The sequence below is a fragment of the Streptomyces sp. NPDC058371 genome (genome assembly GCF_042723265.1).
Classification (GTDB): Bacteria; Actinomycetota; Actinomycetes; order Streptomycetales; family Streptomycetaceae; genus Streptomyces.
This window is the reverse complement of sequence record NZ_JBHXJC010000001.1, coordinates 161412-179095: the sequence shown is the minus strand read 5'-3', so window position 1 is coordinate 179095 and position 17684 is coordinate 161412. Positions and strand designations below refer to the sequence as shown.

The window sequence follows — 17684 nt, the reverse complement described above, 5'->3', positions numbered from 1 at the left end:
GTACCGCAGTACGACTTGGCTCCGGGACAGAGCCGGTCGGCTTCACCGTTCAGCGGGGCGTGCGTTCGCCGACGCCCTCGGACGGCACCGGGCGTGTGCGCTCGTCAGCCCGGTAACACCCGCAACCACCGCACTCCGTGCGCCCGTCGGCGTACCCGCCTGCACCCCTCAGTCGTCACCCTCTTCCTGGAGTCCCGCGATGGCCACTCCCCTGTCCGACACCCCTCTGTCCCCACTGAAGACCGTCGCCGTCATCGGCCTCGGCACGATGGGCACCGGCATCGCCGAGGTCCTCGCCCGGGCCGGCCGCGAGGTCGTCGGCATCGACATCAGCGAGGCCGCGGCCGCCCAGGCCGTCACGGCGCTCGAAACCTCCACCGCCCGCGCCGTGCAGCGCGGCCGCCTCACGGAGCAGGAGCGCGACGACGCCCTCGCCCGCTTCCGCACCTTCACCGACCTGCGGGCGGCGGCCGACGCCGACCTGGTCATCGAGGTGACCCCGGAGTCGTACGACATCAAGCAGCAGGTCTTCCGGGCGCTCGACGACATCGTGCGCCCGGAGACCATCCTCGCGACCGGAACCAACGCCCTCTCGGTCACCCGGCTCGCGGCCGACTCCGCCCACCCGGAGCGCGTGCTCGGGCTGCACTTCTTCAATCCGGCGCCCGCGATGCGGCTGGTCGAGGTGGTCTCCTCGGTGCTCACGGCGCCGCAGGCCGTCGCCGCGGTCACCGACCTGGCGATCGAGCTGGGCAAGGAGCCCGTCGCGGTCGGCGACCGCCCCGGTTTCGTCGCCGACGGGCTGCTGTTCGGCTACCTCAACCAGGCCGCCGCGATGTACGAGGCCAAGTACGCCTCCCGCGAGGACATCGACGCGGCGATGAAGCTCGGCTGCGGGCTGCCCATGGGGCCGCTCGCCCTGCTCGACCTGATCGGCGTCGACACCGCCCGCACGGTCCTGGAGGCCATGTACGCGGAGTCGCACGACCGTCTGCACGCACCCTCCCCCGTCCTCAAGCAGCTCAGCGAGGCCGGCCTGACCGGCCGCAAGACGGGCCGCGGCTTCTACTCGTACGAGGCGCCGGGCAGCTCCACCGTCGTCGCCGACGCCCTGACACCGCTCGCCGGAGCGGCGGGAGCGACCGGCCGTACCGTGCGCTCGGTCGGTGTCGCGGGCTCCGGCACCATGGCCTCCGGTATCGCCGAGGTCTTCGCCAAGGCCGGGTACGAGGTCGTGCTCGCCGCGCGCAGCGAGGAGAAGGCACAGGCCGCCAAGGCCCGTATCGGCAAGTCGCTTTCGCGCTCCGTCGACAAGGGCCGGCTGACCGCCGAGGCGGCCGCGGAGACCCTGGACCGGATCACCCCGGCGGGTTCGTACGACGCCTTCGCCGAGGTCGATCTCGCCCTGGAGGCCGTCGCCGAGGACCTGGAGATCAAGCAGCAGCTCTTCGCCACCTTCGACAAGGTCTGCAAGCCGGGGGCGATCCTCGCCACCACCACCTCCTCGCTGCCCGTCGTCGCCTGCGCCCGTGCCACCTCGCGCCCGCAGGACGTGATCGGCATGCACTTCTTCAACCCGGCGCCGGCGATGAAGCTCGTCGAGGTGGTCCGTACGGTCCTGACCACGGACGACGTGCACGCGACGGTCCGCGAGGTGTGCGCGAAGATCCGCAAGCACCCGGTGGACTGCGGCGACCGCGCCGGATTCATCGTGAACGCGCTGCTGTTCCCGTACCTGAACAACGCGATCAAGATGGTCCAGGAGCACTACGCGACGCTCGACGACATCGACGCCGCCATGAAGCTCGGCGGCGGCTACCCGATGGGGCCCTTCGAACTCCTGGACGTCGTCGGCCTCGACGTCTCCCTCGCCATCGAGAAGGTGCTGCACCGCGAGTTCCGCGATCCGGGCCTGGCCCCGGCGCCGCTCCTCGAGCACCTGGTGGCCGCGGGCTGCCTCGGCCGCAAGACGGGCCGCGGCTTCCGCGAATATGCCCGGCGCTGAGCCGCGCGAGGACTGGTACGAGGAGTCCGCCGACTGGGGCGGACTCCTCGGCCCGGCCGCCGGCCCCCCGCCCGCCGAGGGCGGGGGGACCCCCGGACATGCGCACTCTCCTGCACAGATGCAGTACGTTCGGGTCATGTCCCAGCCCGCCAAGTCCTCACGTACATCAGCCGCGCCCGACGCACCGGAGAGTGCCGCGGGCAGTCGCGCAGCGGCGCAGCGGCTCAAGATGCGCCGCGAACTGGCGGCCGCGGCCATGGAGCTGTTCGCGACCAAGGGGTACGAGGCGACCACCGTCGACGAGATCGCGGCGCAGGCCGGGGTGGCCCGACGGACGTTCTTCCGGCACTTCCGCTCCAAGGAAGAAGCGATCTTCCCGGACCACGACGACACCCTGATCCGGGCGGAGGCGGTGCTCAACGCGGCGCCCGCGCACGAGCACCCGCTGGACACGGTGTGCCGTGGCATCAAGGAAGTCATGAAGATGTACGCGGCCCGGCCCGAGATCTCCGTCTCGCGCTACAAGCTCACCCGCGAGGTGCCGACGCTGCGCGAGGCCGAGATCGCCTCGGTGGCCCGCTACGAGCGCCTCTTCACCCGCTACTTGCTGGGCCACTTCGACGAGCACGCCCACGACGACGACGCCAACGACGATCCGCTGCTGGCCGAGGTCGCCGCCTCCGCCGTGGTCACGGCCCACAACCACGTACTGCGGCGCTGGCTGCGCGCGGGCGGCCAGGGCGACGTCGAGACCCAGCTGGACCACGCCTTCGCGATCGTCAGGAAGACGTTCGGGTCGGGGATCGGCGCCGGGCGCGAGGTTGCGCCGCAGGGGTCGCCGGCTTCCTCCTTCACGGAGGGGGATGTGCTGGTGACCGTGGCCCGGGTCGACGCGCCGCTGGACCAGGTCATGCGGACCATCGAGAAGGCTCTTCGCGAGCGGTCGTAGGGCTGCCGTCACCGCACCGCGGCTCCGTCAACGGACCGCGGCTCCGCCGCTCGTTCTCAATCGCCGGACCGGCTCGATTTGAGCCCGTCCGGCGTTTTTGTGCCTTTTTCCGGGCCCGTCTGATCGATCATCGCTCACATGTTACGTAAAGATTTCACCTGAGCGCACTTTCTGGCACTGCGTGCCTTGTCAGGTGACACGGCGTGCCATACGTTGAAAGTGTCCGGGCGGCCGGCGTGCAGAGACCATGCGTACGCCGGCTGTCCCCGCAAGCCATTGGCGAGCGCGCCCGGACGCCTGCGTCACAGGCACCCTTCCGCGCCGACAAAGCGCTGCCGAGCTCCACCCCGCCGAACCGACGGCACGCCTCACCAGCACACCACCCCGACGTCCCCTCAGCGTCTTCCCTCAAGACGCCATTCGCCGGAGGCAACACCGTGAAGGAAATCCTGGACGCGATTCAGTCGCAGACCGCCACGTCTGCCGACTTCGCCGCTCTGCCGCTGCCCGAGTCCTACCGCGCGATCACCGTGCACAAGGACGAGACGGAGATGTTCGCGGGGCTCGAAACCCGCGACAAGGACCCCCGCAAGTCGATCCACCTGGACGACGTGCCCGTGCCGGAGCTCGGCCCCGGCGAGGCCCTGGTCGCCGTGATGGCCTCCTCGGTCAACTACAACTCGGTCTGGACCTCGATCTTCGAGCCGATGGCGACCTTCGGCTTCCTGGAGCGCTACGGCAGGCTCAGCGAGCTCACCAAGCGCCACGACCTGCCGTACCACATCATCGGCTCCGACCTCGCGGGCGTCGTCCTGCGCACCGGCCCCGGCGTCAACGCCTGGAAGCCCGGCGACGAGGTCGTCGCGCACTGTCTGTCCGTCGAGCTGGAGTCGTCCGACGGCCACAACGACACGATGCTCGACCCGGAGCAGCGCATCTGGGGCTTCGAGACCAACTTCGGCGGGCTCGCCGAGGTCGCGCTCGTGAAGTCCAACCAGCTGATGCCGAAGCCGGACCACCTCAGCTGGGAGGAGGCCGCCGCTCCGGGCCTGGTGAACTCGACCGCGTACCGCCAGCTGGTCTCCCGCAACGGCGCCGGCATGAAGCAGGGCGACAACGTCCTCATCTGGGGCGCGAGCGGTGGGCTCGGCTCGTACGCCACGCAGTTCGCGCTCGCCGGCGGCGCCAACCCCATCTGTGTCGTGAGCAGCGAGCAGAAGGCGGGCATCTGCCGGGCGATGGGCGCCGAGGCGATCATCGACCGCAACGCCGAGGACTACAAGTTCTGGAAGGACGAGCACAACCAGGACCCGAAGGAGTGGAAGCGCTTCGGGAAGCGGATCCGTGAGCTGACCGGTGGCGAGGACGTCGACATCGTCTTCGAGCACCCGGGGCGCGAGACCTTCGGCGCCTCCGTGTACGTCACCCGCAAGGGCGGCACCATCGTCACCTGCGCCTCCACCTCGGGCTACAACCACGAGTACGACAACCGCTACCTCTGGATGAGCCTCAAGCGGATCATCGGCTCGCACTTCGCCAACTACCGCGAGGCCTGGGAGGCCAACCGGCTGGTCGCGAAGGGCAAGATCCACCCGACGCTGTCGAAGGTGTACTCCCTCGAAGAGACGGGGCAGGCCGCGTACGACGTGCACCGCAACCTCCACCAGGGCAAGGTCGGAGTCCTGGCGCTCGCCCCGGGCGAGGGCCTGGGAGTGCGTGACGCGGAGAAGCGCGCCCAGCACATCGACGCCATCAACCGCTTCCGGAACGTCTGAGGTCCCCAGATGACTGAGCGTCAGAAGGATCGGCCGTGGCTCATGCGCACGTACGCCGGTCACTCCACCGCGGAGGCGTCCAACGAGCTGTACCGGCGCAACCTCGCCAAGGGCCAGACGGGTCTGTCGGTCGCGTTCGACCTGCCGACACAGACCGGCTACGACCCCGACCACATCCTCGCCCGCGGCGAGGTCGGCCGGGTCGGAGTCCCCGTCTCGCACGTCGGTGACATGCGCCGGCTGTTCCAGGACATCCCCCTGGAGCAGATGAACACCTCGATGACCATCAACGCCACCGCCATGTGGCTGCTGGCGCTCTATCAGGTCGTCGCCGAGGAGCAGGGTGCGGACATCACCCAGCTCCAGGGGACGACCCAGAACGACATCGTGAAGGAGTACCTGTCGCGGGGGACCCATGTCTTCCCGCCGGTGCCTTCGCTGCGGCTGACGACGGACATGATCGCGTACACGGTCAGCCACATGCCCAAGTGGAACCCGATCAACATCTGCTCGTACCACCTCCAGGAGGCCGGGGCCACCCCGGTCCAGGAGATCGCGTACGCCATGAGCACGGCCATCGCGGTCCTCGACGCGGTCCGCGACTCCGGTCAGGTGCCGCTGGAGCGGATGGGTGACGTCGTCGCCCGTATCTCCTTCTTCGTGAACGCGGGCGTCCGCTTCATCGAGGAGATGTGCAAGATGCGGGCGTTCGGCCGGATCTGGGACCGGATCACGCGCGAGCGGTACGGCATCGAGAACCCCAAGCAGCGCCGCTTCCGCTACGGCGTCCAGGTCAACTCCCTCGGCCTCACCGAGGCGCAGCCGGAGAACAACGTCCAGCGGATCGTGCTGGAGATGCTGGCCGTGACGCTCTCCAAGGACGCACGCGCGCGTGCCGTGCAACTCCCGGCCTGGAACGAGGCGTTGGGCCTGCCCCGGCCCTGGGACCAGCAGTGGTCCCTGCGCATGCAGCAGGTGCTCGCGTACGAGAGCGATCTGCTGGAGTACGCGGACATCTTCGAGGGCTCGCACGTCGTCGAGGCCAAGGTGGCTTCCCTGGTGGAGGAGTCGCTCGCGGAGATGGCGCGGATCGAGGAGATGGGCGGCGCGATGGCCGCCGTCGAGTCGGGCTATCTGAAGTCGCAGCTCGTCTCCTCGCACGCCGAGCGCCGGGCCCGGATCGAGGGAGGCACCGAGAAGATCGTCGGCGTCAACATCTTCGAGTCGACCGAGCCGAACCCCCTCACGGCCGACCTGGACGCGGCGATCCAGACGGTCGACCCGGCGGTCGAGGCCCGGGTGGTCACGGCGCTCGCGCACTGGCGCGACACCCGTTACCAGCCGCCGTTCAACCACCCGCGCCCGTGCAAGGCACTGGAGCGGCTGAAGGAGGCGGCCAAGGGCACCGACAACCTCATGGAGGCCACCCTGGAGTGCGCCCGCGCCGGCGTCACGACCGGCGAGTGGTCCGGGGCCCTGCGCGAGGTGTTCGGCGAGTTCCGCGCCCCGACCGGCGTCTCGTCCGCGCCCCTCGCGGTCACCGCCGAGGGGGGCACCGCGCTCGCTGCGGTCCGCCGCAAGGTGGAGCTGACCGCGCAGGACCTGGGCGTGGGCAAGCTCCGCTTCCTGGTGGGCAAGCCGGGTCTGGACGGCCACTCCAACGGCGCCGAGCAGATCGCCGTACGGGCCCGCGACGCCGGCTTCGAGGTGGTGTACCAGGGCATCCGGCTCACGCCCGAACAGATCGTGGACGCGGCCGTCGCCGAGGACGTGCACGGCGTCGGTCTGTCCATCCTGTCCGGTTCGCACGCGCAGTTGGTGCCGGACGTGCTGGAGCGGCTGCGCGAGGCCGGTGCGGGCGACATCCCGGTGATCGCCGGCGGGATCATCCCGAACGCCGACGCCGAACAGCTGCGGGCCGCGGGAGTCGCCGCGGTCTTCACCCCGAAGGACTTCGACATCACCGGAATCATCGGCCGTATCGTCGACGAGATCCGCAAAGCGAACAAGCTCGACCCCCTGGAGGTCCCCGCATGACCACGCCCGCTCCCGTGAACCGGCTTCGCCCCCGCCGCTCCTGCCTCGCGGTGCCCGGAAGCAACCCCCGCTTCCTGGAGAAGGCCCAGGGCCTCCCCGCCGACCAGGTCTTCCTCGACCTGGAGGACGCCTGCGCGCCGCTCGCCAAGCCCGAGGCGCGGCACACGATCGTCAAGTTCCTCAACGAGGGCGACTGGACCGGCAAGACGAGGGTCGTGCGGGTCAACGACTGGACGACCGAGTGGACGTACCGCGACGTCGTCACGGTCGTCGAGGGCGCGGGGCCGAACCTCGACTGCATCATGCTGCCGAAGGTCCAGGACGCCCAGCAGGTCGTCGCCCTCGACCTGCTGCTGACCCAGATCGAGAAGACGATGGGCTTCGAGGTCGGGCGGATCGGCATCGAGGCGCAGATCGAGAACGCCAAGGGTCTGGTCAACGTCAACGAGATCGCGGCCGCCTCGCCGCGCACCGAGACCATCATCTTCGGCCCGGCCGACTTCATGGCCTCCATCAACATGAAGACCCTGGTCGTGGGCGAACAGCCGCCCGGCTACGGCGCGGACGCCTACCACTACATCCTGATGAAGATCCTGATGGCGGCCCGTACGTACGACCTCCAGGCGATCGACGGTCCCTACCTGCAGATCCGCAACGTGGACGGCTACCGCGAGGTCGCGCAGCGCGCCGCCGCCCTCGGCTTCGACGGCAAGTGGGTGCTGCACCCGGGCCAGGTCGAGGCGTCGAACGAGATCTTCTCGCCCTCGCAGGAGGACTTCGACCACGCCGAACTGATCCTGGACGCGTACGAGTACTGCACGTCCGAGGCGGGCGGCAAGAAGGGCTCCGCGATGCTCGGCGACGAGATGATCGACGAGGCCAGCCGCAAGATGGCGCTCGTCATCTCGGGCAAGGGCCGGGCCGCCGGCATGCAGCGCACCAGCAAGTTCGAAGCCCCGGAGGCCTGAGCACCATGCAGTTCGGACGCACCTACGAGGAGTTCGAGGTCGGCGCGGTCTACAAGCACTGGCCCGGGAAAACCGTCACCGAATACGACGACCACCTCTTCTGTCTGCTGACCATGAACCACCACCCGCTCCACATGGACAGCAACTACGCAGAGAAGACGACGGACTTCGGGAAGAACGTCGTCGTCGGGAACTACATCTACTCGCTCCTGCTCGGCATGTCGGTGCCGGACGTGTCCGGCAAGGCCATCGCCAACCTGGAGGTCGAGTCGCTGAAGCACGTCGCGCCGACCTTCCACGGCGACACGATCTACGGCGAGACCACGGTCCTCGACAAGACGCCTTCGAGGTCCAAGTCGGACCGCGGGATCGTCCACGTCGAGACCAAGGGCTACAAGCAGGACGGCACGCTGGTCTGCGTGTTCCGGCGCAAGGTGATGGTTCCCACCGAGACGTACATCAAGGAGCGCGGCGGCGAACAGCCCGGCCGCCCGGAGCTGAAGTCACAGGAGAAGTAGCCATGGCGCGACTCGCCCAGACCGCCGGTCTCACCGACATCCAGCGGGAGATCCTCTCCACCGTCCGCGACTTCGTGGACAAGGAGATCATCCCGGTCGCCACCGAGCTGGAGCACCGCGACGAGTACCCGCAGCAGATCGTCGACGGCCTCAAGGAGTTGGGCCTCTTCGGACTGATGATCCCCGAGGAGTACGGCGGTCTGGGCGAGTCCCTGCTGACGTACGCGCTCTGCGTCGAGGAGATCGCGCGCGGCTGGATGTCCGTCTCCGGCATCATCAACACGCACTTCATCGTGGCGTACATGCTCAAGCAGCACGGCACGCAGGAGCAGAAGGACCACTTCCTGCCGAAGATGGCGCTCGGCGAGACCCGTGGCGCCTTCTCGATGTCGGAGCCGGCGCTCGGTTCGGACGTGTCGGCGATCACGTCCAAGGCGGTCAAGGACGGCGACGAGTACGTCCTGAACGGTCAGAAGATGTGGCTGACGAACGGCGGCACATCGAATCTCGTGGCCGTTCTCGTCCGTAGTGACGAAGGACACCCCGAGGGCACGGCGCCCCACAAGTCGATGACGACCTTCCTGGTCGAGAAGGAGCCCGGCTTCGGAGAGGTCCGCCCCGGCCTCACCATCCCCGGGAAGATCGACAAGATGGGTTACAAGGGCGTCGACACCACCGAACTGATCATGGACGGGCTGCGGATTCCGGCCAATCGTGTGCTCGGAGGCGCCACCGGCCGAGGGTTTTACCAAATGATGGACGGAGTCGAAGTCGGCCGCGTGAACGTGGCGGCGCGTGGCTGCGGTGTCGCTCAGCGTGCCTTTGAGCTGGGCGTCTCCTATGCCCAGCAGCGTCACACTTTCGGCAAGCAGATCGCCCAGCACCAGGCGATCCAGTTCAAGCTCGCGGAGATGGCTACCAAGGTCGAGGCCGCCCATGCGATGATGGTCAACGCAGCACGCAAAAAGGACTCCGGGGAGCGAAACGACCTGGAAGCAGGGATGGCGAAGTACCTCGCCTCCGAATACTGCAAGGAAGTAGTCGAGGACGCCTTCCGGATCCACGGTGGCTACGGCTTCTCCAAGGAGTACGAGATCGAGCGTCTCTACCGGGAAGCGCCGATGTTGCTGATCGGTGAAGGTACCGCCGAAATCCAGAAAATGATCATCGGGCGCAGGTTGCTCGAAGAGTATCGACTCCAGGGCTAGATGTCCGGATAAGGGGTGTTTTCTTCGAGAAGAAGGTCACACCCCGTCAACACTCTTCAGCCGCCGACTCGGCTTCCTGGCTTACCCAGTTGTGGCCCGCGACCGGTACGATCCCGGGAAAGCCGCCGTCCCCCGTCACTGCGCGGCATCATCCGCTACGAAGGTCATCCATGCCCCACAGCCAAACCTCTGCACCTCGCGACAGCCTGGCAGGCGTACGCCTCGCGCGCGGAGCATCGCCGTGGCTACTCCCGACCGTTGCCACCGCAGCACTCAGCCTGGCCCGTGCCCGCCGCTCCGGCGTGGCCAAGGCCGTGGCCGTACCCGCCACCGCGCTCGCGGCGGGCATGCTGTGGTTCTTCCGCGACCCAGAGCGCGAGATCACGCAGGGCCGGGTCATCTCGCCCGCCGACGGTGTGGTGCAGAGCATCATGCCGTGGAAGGACGGGCGTACCCGCGTCGCGATCTTCATGAGCCCGCTCAACGTCCACGTCAACCGCGCGCCCCTCTCCGGCACGGTGACGTCGGTCGAGCACATCCCCGGTGGGTTCGTTCCGGCGTTCAACAAGGAGAGCGAGAACAACGAGCGCGTCGTCTGGCACTTCGACACCGAGCTCGGTGACATCGAGATGATCCAGATCGCCGGCGCGGTCGCCCGGCGTATCGTGCCTTACATCCCCCAGGGCACGAAGGTGGAGCAGGGCGACCGGATCGGTCTGATCCGCTTCGGTTCGCGCGTCGACATCTACCTCCCCGAGGGTGTCGAGGTCGACGTGGAGGTCGGTCAGAAGACCGTGGCTGGGGTGACTCGAATTGACCGTGATTGATCCCGAGACGCAGACCGGCTGGGTGCCGGAGGCCGAGCTGGACGACGACGCGGAGGAAATGCCGCTGTCCCTCCGCCTCTCAATAGCGGACACGCTCACCCTCGGTAACGCCACGTGCGGCTTCATGGCGGTGTACTTCACGACCACCGGCATCCTGATCCCGCACCTCACGGGCAGCCAGGAGACGGGCATGGCGCGCCACAGCGCCGCCACGGCCGTCATCCTCATGCTGTGCGCGGCGGTCTTCGACCTCTTCGACGGTCTGGTGGCCCGCAAGCTGCGCTCCTCCCCCATGGGCGCGGAGCTGGACAACCTGTCCGACCTGATCAGCTTCGGTCTGGCGCCGGCGTACTTCGTGCTGGTCTACGGCATGGTCGCGGACGACGCGCACCAGCGAGTGGCGGCGGTGGGGGCCATCGTGGTCCTCCTCGCGGTCGTACTGAGACTCGCGCGCTTCTCCTGCGTCACGGTCAAGGACGGCACGTTCCAGGGCATGCCGTCGCCCTTCGGGGCACTCACCGTGGTCTCCATCGTGCTGCTGGAGCTGCCGTTCGTCGCCACGCTCATGGCGATCATCGGCACCGCCTGGCTGATGGTGAGCCGGGTCGAGTACCCGAAGCCGCGTGGCCGCCTCGCGGTGGCGATGCTCTCCTGGATCGTCCTGAGCATGGGCCTGCTGGCGGCCTGGGCCTTCGACGCGCCGAGCGGGCAGCTCCTCCTGCAGACCGGCTGTGCGCTGCAGCTCGTCATGGGCGCGGTGATCCCCCTGTTCGCCACGGCCCGCCGGGTGAACAACTTCCGGGACAACCGGCGTGAGGCGCGTGCGGCACAGCTGCCGTAGCGCTCAAAGCCGGCCGAAGGGCCCCGAACCGACCGGTTCGGGGCCCTTCGGCCGTTGCGTGCGGTGTCACGAGCCGGGCGTGTAGCCCTCGGCCACGGACGAGGCGGCGGCCTCACGCACGACCTTCGTGCCGCCCACGGCGCTCTTGTCCGGCCGCAGGATGACGCTCTGCTTCGAGGACGGGGACTTCGGGTCGCTGAAGTCCTGGGTGACGCCGAAGCCCGGGTCGAAGGCGTCGATCGTGAGCAGGGCCTCGTCGACGCCCTCGCGGGTGAGGTCCTTGGCGGCGCAGGCCTTCCTCAGCGCCTCGCCGAACGCGGAGACGGCGGTCCAGCCGGCCACCACGCCGTTGTCGAGGGAGTCCTTCGGATAGGCCTTCCGGTAGTCCGCGACCAGCTTCTTCGCCTCCGGTGTGTCGGCTCCTACGGGCAGTGACGGCGAGGCGACGTAGTAGTTCTTCGTCAGGGCCGGGCCCGCCTGGGTGGCGAGCAGCTGCGGGGCGAAGGCCGAGTTGTTGCCGATGATCGGCACGTCGAACTTCCCGGCCGCGGCGACACCGACGAGCGAGGCCGCCTGCCGGGGGCCCGCACTGATCACGATCGCCTTGACGCCGGCCTGCTTCAACGCGGCGACCTGGGCCGTCATGTCGTTGTCGGTCGGCTTGATCTTCTGCTCGACCACGGTGAGTCCGGACTTCTTCGCCATGTACGTGGATCCGGCGAGGGCGTTCTCGCCGTAGTCCCCCTCGAAGTACACATGGCCGATCCTGTCGCCCTTCGCGAGCCCCTTCTCCGTCATCAGGAAGTCGATCGCGTTGATCGTCTCGATGTCGTACGTGGAGCCGATGACCCGGATGTAGGGGCTGCCCAGCAGCGTGGCGGACCAGCCCTGGGGCAGGACGAGTCCCTTGTCCCGGCCGTCGACGCGCTGTTTGACGGCGGCCACGAACGGCGAGCCGATGAACTGCGTGAAGCCCAGCACCTTCGGCTCCAGCTCCGTGTACCCGGAGACCGCCTTCTGGGGGTCGTAGCCGTGGTCGCGGACGGTGAGCGCCAGCCGGTAGCCGCAGATGCCGCCATCGGCGTTGACCTGCTTCACGTAAAGCCGCTGGGCCTGCGTGACGCTCTTGCCGAGGGTGGCGTAGACACCGGTCATGTCGGTGAGCGCGCCGAGAGAGATGGTCTTTCCGGAGATGCCGTCGCCGGTCTTCACCCCGCCGGCGGTCTTCTTGTCGTCGTTCCCGTCCTTGGCCTTGGAACTGCACCCGGCCAGCACGAGCAGGGCGGCCAGCGCCCCCGCGGCCGCCCTGGCCGCATACGTCGTCCTCATCGTTCCTCCCCTGGGATGGACCTTGCCTTGGGCTGTGCGTCGGGCGCCGGGCGGGACCTCGCACGGCGCAGGGCGGCCACCCGGACCAGGCCGCCCGGCAGGAAGAGGACCACCGCAACGACGGCGGCCCCGTACAGGTACCGGGCCGCCTCGCCCGGTGCGATGCCGCCGGTACCGGGCTCCGAGACGAGGGGCAGCGCGTCGCTGTAGCGGGTCAGCAGCTGGGGCAGCAGGGAGACGAACGCGGCCCCGACCACCGCTCCGGCGACCGAGCCGAGCCCGCCGATGACGATCATGGCCAGGTATTCGAGCGAGAGGGTCATGCCGAAGTAGTCCGGCACCGTCCGCTGGAAGACCAGCGCGAGCAGGACCCCGGCCAGGCCCGCGTACATCGAGGACAGGACGAAGACGGCGGCGCGGTAGCGGGCGACCGGGACACCGATCACGCCGGCCGCGATCCGGTGGTCCCGGATCGCGTTCATGGCCCGGCCCGGGCGGCCGCGCAGCACCCCGCGGGCGAAGAGCGCACCGCCGAGGAGCAGCAGCAGTCCCGCGTACCAGAGCTTCTCGGCGGAACCGAAGGGCACGGCGGCGACGACGAGTTCACGGTCGTCGAAGGTGAGTCCGAGGACGCTCAGCGGCGGAACGTCCCGCCCGTTGAACCCGCCCGTCAGATCGCGCGCGTTGAACAGCACGTGCTGGCCGATGAAGATCAGGGCGAGGGTGGCGATGCCGAGGTACGCGCCGCGCAGTCGTCCCGCGATGGGGCTGAACAGGCCGCCGGCGACCCCCGCGACCAGGACCGCGAGGATCACCGCGAGCCAGCTGGGCAGCCCCAGACCGGTGAGTCCGGCGCCTCCGTCGGAGGCGAACACGCAGTAGGCGTACGCGCCGACCGCCAGGAAGAAGGCGTGCCCCATGGAGAGCTGGCCGGTCGCGCCGGTGAGCAGGTTGAGGCCGATCGCGCCGATCGCCGCGGCCATCGCGAACAGGCCCGCCTGGAGCCAGAAGCGGTCCAGGTAGAACGGGAGCGCGAGGAGCAGGGCGGCTCCGGCGGCCCAGGCACAGGTACGTCCGCGGACGCGCCGGGCCGGCCGCGTGCCGCTCGCCTCCGTACGCGTGCGGACCTCAGACACGGGCGAGCTCCTTCGTGCCGAACAGCCCGGCCGGCCTGATGAGCAGGATCGCCACCATGACCAGATAGGGAGCGAGGTCGCCGAGGCCCCGGCCGAGGAAGGTGAGGTCGCTCTGGTAGCCGGTGGCGAGGGACTCGGTGACACCGACGAGCAGCCCGCCCACCAGCGCGCCCGTCGTCGAGTCGAGGCCACCGAGGATCGCCGCGGGGAACGCCTTCAGGGCGGCGAGGGAGGTGGCCCGTTCCAGGCCCGGTGTCGGGAACACGGTGAGGAACAGCGCGGCGACCGCGGCGAGGCCCCCGGCCACCGCCCAGGCGCCGAGCGACACCCGTCCCAGCCGTACGCCCATGAGGGCCGCGGTCTCCGGGCTCTCGGCGGCCGCGCGCATCGCCACCCCCCACGAGGTGTAGCGGAACGCCAGCAGGAAGGCCGTGATGAGCAGGGCCGCGGCGGCGAACGCGGCGATCCGGGTGTGGGCGAGGGACACCGGCCCGACGGCGAGCACGGCGTCACCCCACGGGTCGCCGAGCGGCAGCACGTCCGTGCCGATCCGCCGGGTCAGCTCGGTGGTGAGCAGGATGTCGACGCCGATGGTGACGATCGCGAGAACGCTGTGGTCGGACCCCCGGTAGCGGCGCATCACCAGGAACTCCACGGCTGCGCCCACCAGCGCGGCGCCCGCGATCCCGGCGAGCAGCGCGGGCCAGAAGCCGATGTCGTCGTGGAGCGAGGCGGTGAGGTAGCCGCCCGCCAGCAGCAGCGAGGCATGCGCGAAGTTGACGACGTCGGTGGCCCGGTAGATGACGACGAAACCGAGTGCGATGAGTGCGTAGACGGAGCCCAACGAGACGCCGTTGAGCAGGAGTTCGGCGAAGGTGCTCATGACGCGCTCCCCTGTGCGGTGGGGTCGTCCCCGTCGGCGCGCTCGCCCAGATAGGCACGGACGACCGCCGGATCGTTCTGTACGTCCCTGGGGGCGCCGTCCGCGATCAGACGCCCGAAGTCCAGTACGGTCACCGCGTCCGCGAGCCGCATCACCACCCCCATGTCGTGTTCCACCAGCACGATCGAGAGGCCGAGGCTGTCGCGGACTCCGGCGACGACCGCCGCGGTACGGCGCCGTTCGTCGGCCGTCATGCCCGCGACCGGCTCGTCCAGAAGCAGGAGCCGGGGCTCCATGCACAGGGCACGGGCGAGTTCGGCGAGCTTCTGCTGCCCGTACGGGAGTGAGCCCGCCGGGCGGTCGAGGTACTGCTCCAGACCCACGAACGCGGCGATCTCACGGACGCGTTCGCGGTGCCGCCGCTCCTCGCGTGCCGCCGTCGGCAGCCGCAGGCCCGCGGCCAGGAAACCGGTGCGGGTCAGCCGGTGGCGGCCCAGCAGCAGGCAGTCCTCGACCGTCGTGTGCGGGGGCAGGGCGAGGTTCTGGAAGATACGGGCGATGCCGAGCCCCGCGATCCGGTGCGGGGGCAGGCCGGTCAGCTCGTGGTCGCCGAAGCGGACGCTGCCCGAGGCCGGCCGGCAGACACCGGAGAGCACGTTGAAGCAGGTGGACTTGCCCGCGCCGTTGGGGCCGATGAGCGCGTGCACGGTGCCGGGGCGGACGGTGAAGCTGACGGCGTCCAGTGCCGTCAGGCCGGCGAAGCGGACCGTCAACTCCCTCACCAGGAGCGGGGGGAGGTCCGGCACGGGACTCACCCCTCCCACCGGGACAGTGTCGGCAGGGTTCCGCGCGCCGGGGAGGCGTCGGCGGCCGCGTCCTCGTCGACCACGCCCAGATAGCGGCGGCGCACCTCGTCGGAGGCGGCGAGTTCGCCGGCCGGGCCCGACAGGGTCACCTCGCCGACTTCGAGGACGTACGCGCGCGAGGCGAGCCGCAGGGCGAGGGCGGCGTTCTGCTCGACGAGAAGCACCGAGGTGCCCTGCGCGTTGATCTCCCGTACGGTCTCGGCGATCCGCTGGGCCATCAGCGGGGCGAGGCCGAGCGAGGGCTCGTCCAGGAGCAGCACCTTCGGAGCTCCCATGAGCGCCCGGCCGACCGCGAGCATCTGCTGCTCGCCACCCGACAGCAGCCCGGCACGCTGCTGGGCCCGCTCGGCCAGCACGGGGAACAGGTCGTGCACCCGGCGCAGGGCGCGGGCCCGTTCCGCCCGGCCGCCGGCCGCGCCGAGCCCGCCGGCCCGCAGGTTGTCGGCGACCGTCATCCGGGCGAACACCCGCCGCCCCTCCGGCACTTGGGACACCCCGGCGGCCACCATCCGGTCCGGCGGCAACCGGTCGAGCGGACGTCCGCCGAGGGCGACCGTGCCACCGGTCACCGCTCCCCCGTGGAAGGAGAGGGTCCGGCACACCGCCCGCAGCAGGGTCGACTTGCCCGCGCCGTTGCTGCCGAGCACCGCGACCACGGCGCCGTCGGGCACCTCCAGTGACACCCCGCGCAGGGCGCGTACGGGCCCGTATCCGGCCGACAGGTCCCGTACCACCAACGCGGAACCGCCCATGGCGCCTCACCTCCCCCTGTCCTCGCTCGATGTGGCGCTCACCCCAGCACCGGTCGGGACGTCCGTCCACGGGACAGGGGCGAAACGCGGCGGGTGCCCAGAGGTCGCGGCCGGCGGTTGTGCGTGCGCACAACACCGCGTGTCAGGGGCCTGTGCGGCACGGCGTCCCGGTGACATCCTCCGGCCATGGGAGGGCGGAGATCGCGGACCGGACATGACTGGAAGCTGCTCGGGGAGTCCTGCGCGGCTCTGCTGGAACGGCTGCCCGAACTCGTCGACGAGCATCTGCGGCAGCTCACCGAGTACTCGCCCGTCTACGGGCAGGTGCTGCCGCACGACCAGCAGTGGCGGGAGGCGGAGGCGGCGATGCGCATCGGCATCCAGACGATCTCCGCGCCCCGGGACTCGCCGCGCCGCGACCTCGAGTACGCCGAGGAGGCGGGCCGGCACCGGGCCCAGCAGGGGCTGCCGCTCGAACTGCTCGTGCACGCCTACCGTGCCGCGGGCTATCTGGTGTGGGACGAGTTGATGGAGGGCGCGGTCGGACGGGAACCGGAGCGGCTCGCTGCGCTGATGCGTTCGGCGACGATGGTGTGGTCGGCCGTGGACGCGCAGGCCGCCATCGCCACGGAGTCCTATCTCGCCACCGAGATGGAGCTGCGCCGGCGCACGGACGAGCAGTTGCAGGCGCTGCTGGACGCCCTGCTGGAGGGGCAGGTCACGCCGGGGCTCGCGGCGCGTGCGGCGGCCGGGCTCGATCTGCCGGAGCGCGGGCCGTACGCGGTCGTGGTGCTGCGTGCGGAGCGGCACGACGGGCGGGACACCAGCCCGCGGCCCGTGCTGGGTGCCGGGCTCCGGTTCATCTGGCGGATGCGGGCCGACTGCGAGGTGGGTGTGGTGGCCCTCGGCCCCGGTCAGGGGCTCGACGCGGTGGTTCGGGTGCTCGACGGGCGCTGTCAGGGGCCGGGCGGCATCAGCCCCGTGGTGGCCGGGCTCGCGGAGCTGGGGCGGGCCCGGCGGCTGGCCGAGCTCGCGTTACGGACCTGCGCGCCGGACGCGCGGGATGTCGTACGACTTGATCAGCGGATGCCGACCGCGTTGGTGGTGAGCCAGCCGGAGCTGGCGGGCCGGCTGGTGGCGGACGTGTTCGGGGCACTGCTGGCCCTTGAGCCCGGCGACCGGGCCGTGCTGCTGGAGACGCTGGAGGTGTGGCTGGCCTGCGAGGGCTCCGCCGGACGGGCCGCGGGTCGGCTGTACTGCCACCGCAACACCGTCTTCAACCGGCTCCGACGGCTGGAGCAGCTGACGTCCCGCTCCCTCGCCCGTCCGCGGGATCTGATCGAGATGACGTTGGCATTGGACGCGTACCGGCTGTCGGGGGTGTGACCTCGGGGTTGCAGGGAGGGGCTGGAGTGGCGTGTCCCTCAGGCTTCGCGGAGGGGCTTGAGTGGCGTGTCCCTCAGGCTTCGCGGCCGTCGCGGGGGGGGTGGGTTTTTCGGCCCCTCCATGTTTGGGGGGGGGGGTCCTGGGCAGAGGACCAGGGACGGGGAGGGGAGAGGGGGGAGGGGGGGAAAAATCATCGCGTGGCAC

The 17684-nt window shown here is 70.0% G+C and carries 15 protein-coding genes; 10 read left to right on the top strand and 5 right to left on the bottom strand.

Annotation, left to right across the window (positions count from 1 at the left end; genetic code table 11):
* Positions 1-199 precede the first annotated feature (199 nt).
* The 9 genes from ACFWM2_RS00765 (at position 200) to pssA (ending at position 11128) form a co-directional block, all read left to right on the top strand.
* Positions 200-2005 carry a 3-hydroxyacyl-CoA dehydrogenase family protein gene (locus tag ACFWM2_RS00765; RefSeq protein WP_383271534.1) on the top strand — a complete coding sequence of 602 codons (1806 nt, stop codon included), beginning with the start codon at positions 200-202 and terminating at the stop codon, positions 2003-2005.
* Between the two features lie 136 nt (positions 2006-2141).
* A complete protein-coding gene (locus tag ACFWM2_RS00760) occupies positions 2142-2954 on the top strand; it encodes a TetR family transcriptional regulator (protein WP_383271532.1) in 813 nt (270 codons plus the stop codon).
* Between the two features lie 437 nt (positions 2955-3391).
* Positions 3392-4729: a crotonyl-CoA carboxylase/reductase gene (gene ccrA, locus ACFWM2_RS00755; protein WP_383271530.1), complete on the top strand. Its 1338-nt coding sequence runs from the start codon at positions 3392-3394 to the stop codon at positions 4727-4729.
* 9 nt (positions 4730-4738) lie between these two features.
* Entirely contained in the window at positions 4739-6766 is a 2028-nt protein-coding gene (locus ACFWM2_RS00750) for a protein meaA (RefSeq protein ID WP_383271528.1), read from the top strand.
* Positions 6763-7734, top strand: a complete 972-nt coding sequence (locus tag ACFWM2_RS00745; protein ID WP_383271526.1) for an HpcH/HpaI aldolase/citrate lyase family protein — start codon at positions 6763-6765, stop codon at positions 7732-7734. Before ACFWM2_RS00750 ends, ACFWM2_RS00745 begins: the two co-directional genes overlap by 4 nt.
* Before the next feature lie 5 nt (positions 7735-7739).
* A complete protein-coding gene (locus tag ACFWM2_RS00740) occupies positions 7740-8252 on the top strand; it encodes a MaoC family dehydratase (protein WP_383271524.1) in 513 nt (170 codons plus the stop codon).
* 2 nt (positions 8253-8254) lie between these two features.
* On the top strand, positions 8255-9460 hold the full coding sequence (locus ACFWM2_RS00735; protein WP_383271522.1) for an acyl-CoA dehydrogenase family protein: 1206 nt from the start codon (positions 8255-8257) through the stop codon (positions 9458-9460).
* Positions 9461-9630: 170 nt separating this feature from the next.
* A complete protein-coding gene (locus ACFWM2_RS00730; RefSeq protein WP_383271520.1) occupies positions 9631-10287 on the top strand; it encodes a phosphatidylserine decarboxylase in 657 nt (218 codons plus the stop codon).
* Between the two features lie 22 nt (positions 10288-10309).
* Positions 10310-11128, top strand: a complete 819-nt coding sequence (gene pssA, locus ACFWM2_RS00725; RefSeq protein ID WP_383274030.1) for a CDP-diacylglycerol--serine O-phosphatidyltransferase — start codon at positions 10310-10312, stop codon at positions 11126-11128.
* 66 nt (positions 11129-11194) lie between these two features.
* On the opposite strand, the gene ACFWM2_RS00720 is transcribed toward pssA, so the two are convergent.
* The 5 genes from ACFWM2_RS00720 to ACFWM2_RS00700 are packed head-to-tail and all read right to left on the bottom strand — an operon-like array spanning position 11195 to position 16094.
* On the bottom strand, positions 11195-12457 hold the full coding sequence (locus ACFWM2_RS00720; RefSeq protein WP_383271518.1) for an ABC transporter substrate-binding protein: 1263 nt from the start codon (positions 12455-12457) through the stop codon (positions 11195-11197).
* Complete coding sequence (locus tag ACFWM2_RS00715) at positions 12454-13593, bottom strand: branched-chain amino acid ABC transporter permease (protein ID WP_383271516.1); 1140 nt, start codon at positions 13591-13593, stop codon at positions 12454-12456. The genes ACFWM2_RS00720 and ACFWM2_RS00715 overlap by 4 nt, the downstream gene beginning before the upstream one ends.
* Complete coding sequence (locus tag ACFWM2_RS00710) at positions 13586-14476, bottom strand: branched-chain amino acid ABC transporter permease (RefSeq protein ID WP_383271514.1); 891 nt, start codon at positions 14474-14476, stop codon at positions 13586-13588. Before ACFWM2_RS00710 ends, ACFWM2_RS00715 begins: the two co-directional genes overlap by 8 nt.
* Positions 14473-15291, bottom strand: coding sequence for an ABC transporter ATP-binding protein (locus tag ACFWM2_RS00705; protein WP_383271512.1), 819 nt, complete (start codon positions 15289-15291; stop codon positions 14473-14475). The genes ACFWM2_RS00710 and ACFWM2_RS00705 overlap by 4 nt, the downstream gene beginning before the upstream one ends.
* Positions 15288-16094, bottom strand: a complete 807-nt coding sequence (locus tag ACFWM2_RS00700) for an ABC transporter ATP-binding protein (protein WP_383271510.1) — start codon at positions 16092-16094, stop codon at positions 15288-15290. The genes ACFWM2_RS00705 and ACFWM2_RS00700 overlap by 4 nt, the downstream gene beginning before the upstream one ends.
* 186 nt (positions 16095-16280) lie before the next feature.
* On the opposite strand from ACFWM2_RS00700, the gene ACFWM2_RS00695 reads away from it, so the two are divergent.
* Positions 16281-17480: a PucR family transcriptional regulator gene (locus tag ACFWM2_RS00695; protein ID WP_383271508.1), complete on the top strand. Its 1200-nt coding sequence runs from the start codon at positions 16281-16283 to the stop codon at positions 17478-17480.
* Positions 17481-17684: the final 204 nt, after the last annotated feature.

Bases quoted from the DNA above. Each gene is read 5' to 3' on its own strand.
- ACFWM2_RS00710 (WP_383271514.1), bottom strand. From the start codon at position 14,476: ATGAGCACCTTCGCCGAACTCCTGCTCAACGGCGTCTCGTTGGGCTCC.
- ACFWM2_RS00720 (WP_383271518.1), bottom strand. From the start codon at position 12,457: ATGAGGACGACGTATGCGGCCAGGGCGGCCGCGGGGGCGCTGGCCGCC.
- ACFWM2_RS00745 (WP_383271526.1), top strand. From the start codon at position 6,763: ATGACCACGCCCGCTCCCGTGAACCGGCTTCGCCCCCGCCGCTCCTGC.
- ACFWM2_RS00695 (WP_383271508.1), top strand. From the start codon at position 16,281: ATGGGAGGGCGGAGATCGCGGACCGGACATGACTGGAAGCTGCTCGGG.
- ACFWM2_RS00765 (WP_383271534.1), top strand. From the start codon at position 200: ATGGCCACTCCCCTGTCCGACACCCCTCTGTCCCCACTGAAGACCGTC.
- ACFWM2_RS00750 (WP_383271528.1), top strand. From the start codon at position 4,739: ATGACTGAGCGTCAGAAGGATCGGCCGTGGCTCATGCGCACGTACGCC.
- ACFWM2_RS00730 (WP_383271520.1), top strand. From the start codon at position 9,631: ATGCCCCACAGCCAAACCTCTGCACCTCGCGACAGCCTGGCAGGCGTA.
- ACFWM2_RS00735 (WP_383271522.1), top strand. From the start codon at position 8,255: ATGGCGCGACTCGCCCAGACCGCCGGTCTCACCGACATCCAGCGGGAG.
- ACFWM2_RS00760 (WP_383271532.1), top strand. From the start codon at position 2,142: ATGTCCCAGCCCGCCAAGTCCTCACGTACATCAGCCGCGCCCGACGCA.
- ACFWM2_RS00740 (WP_383271524.1), top strand. From the start codon at position 7,740: ATGCAGTTCGGACGCACCTACGAGGAGTTCGAGGTCGGCGCGGTCTAC.
- ACFWM2_RS00700 (WP_383271510.1), bottom strand. From the start codon at position 16,094: ATGGGCGGTTCCGCGTTGGTGGTACGGGACCTGTCGGCCGGATACGGG.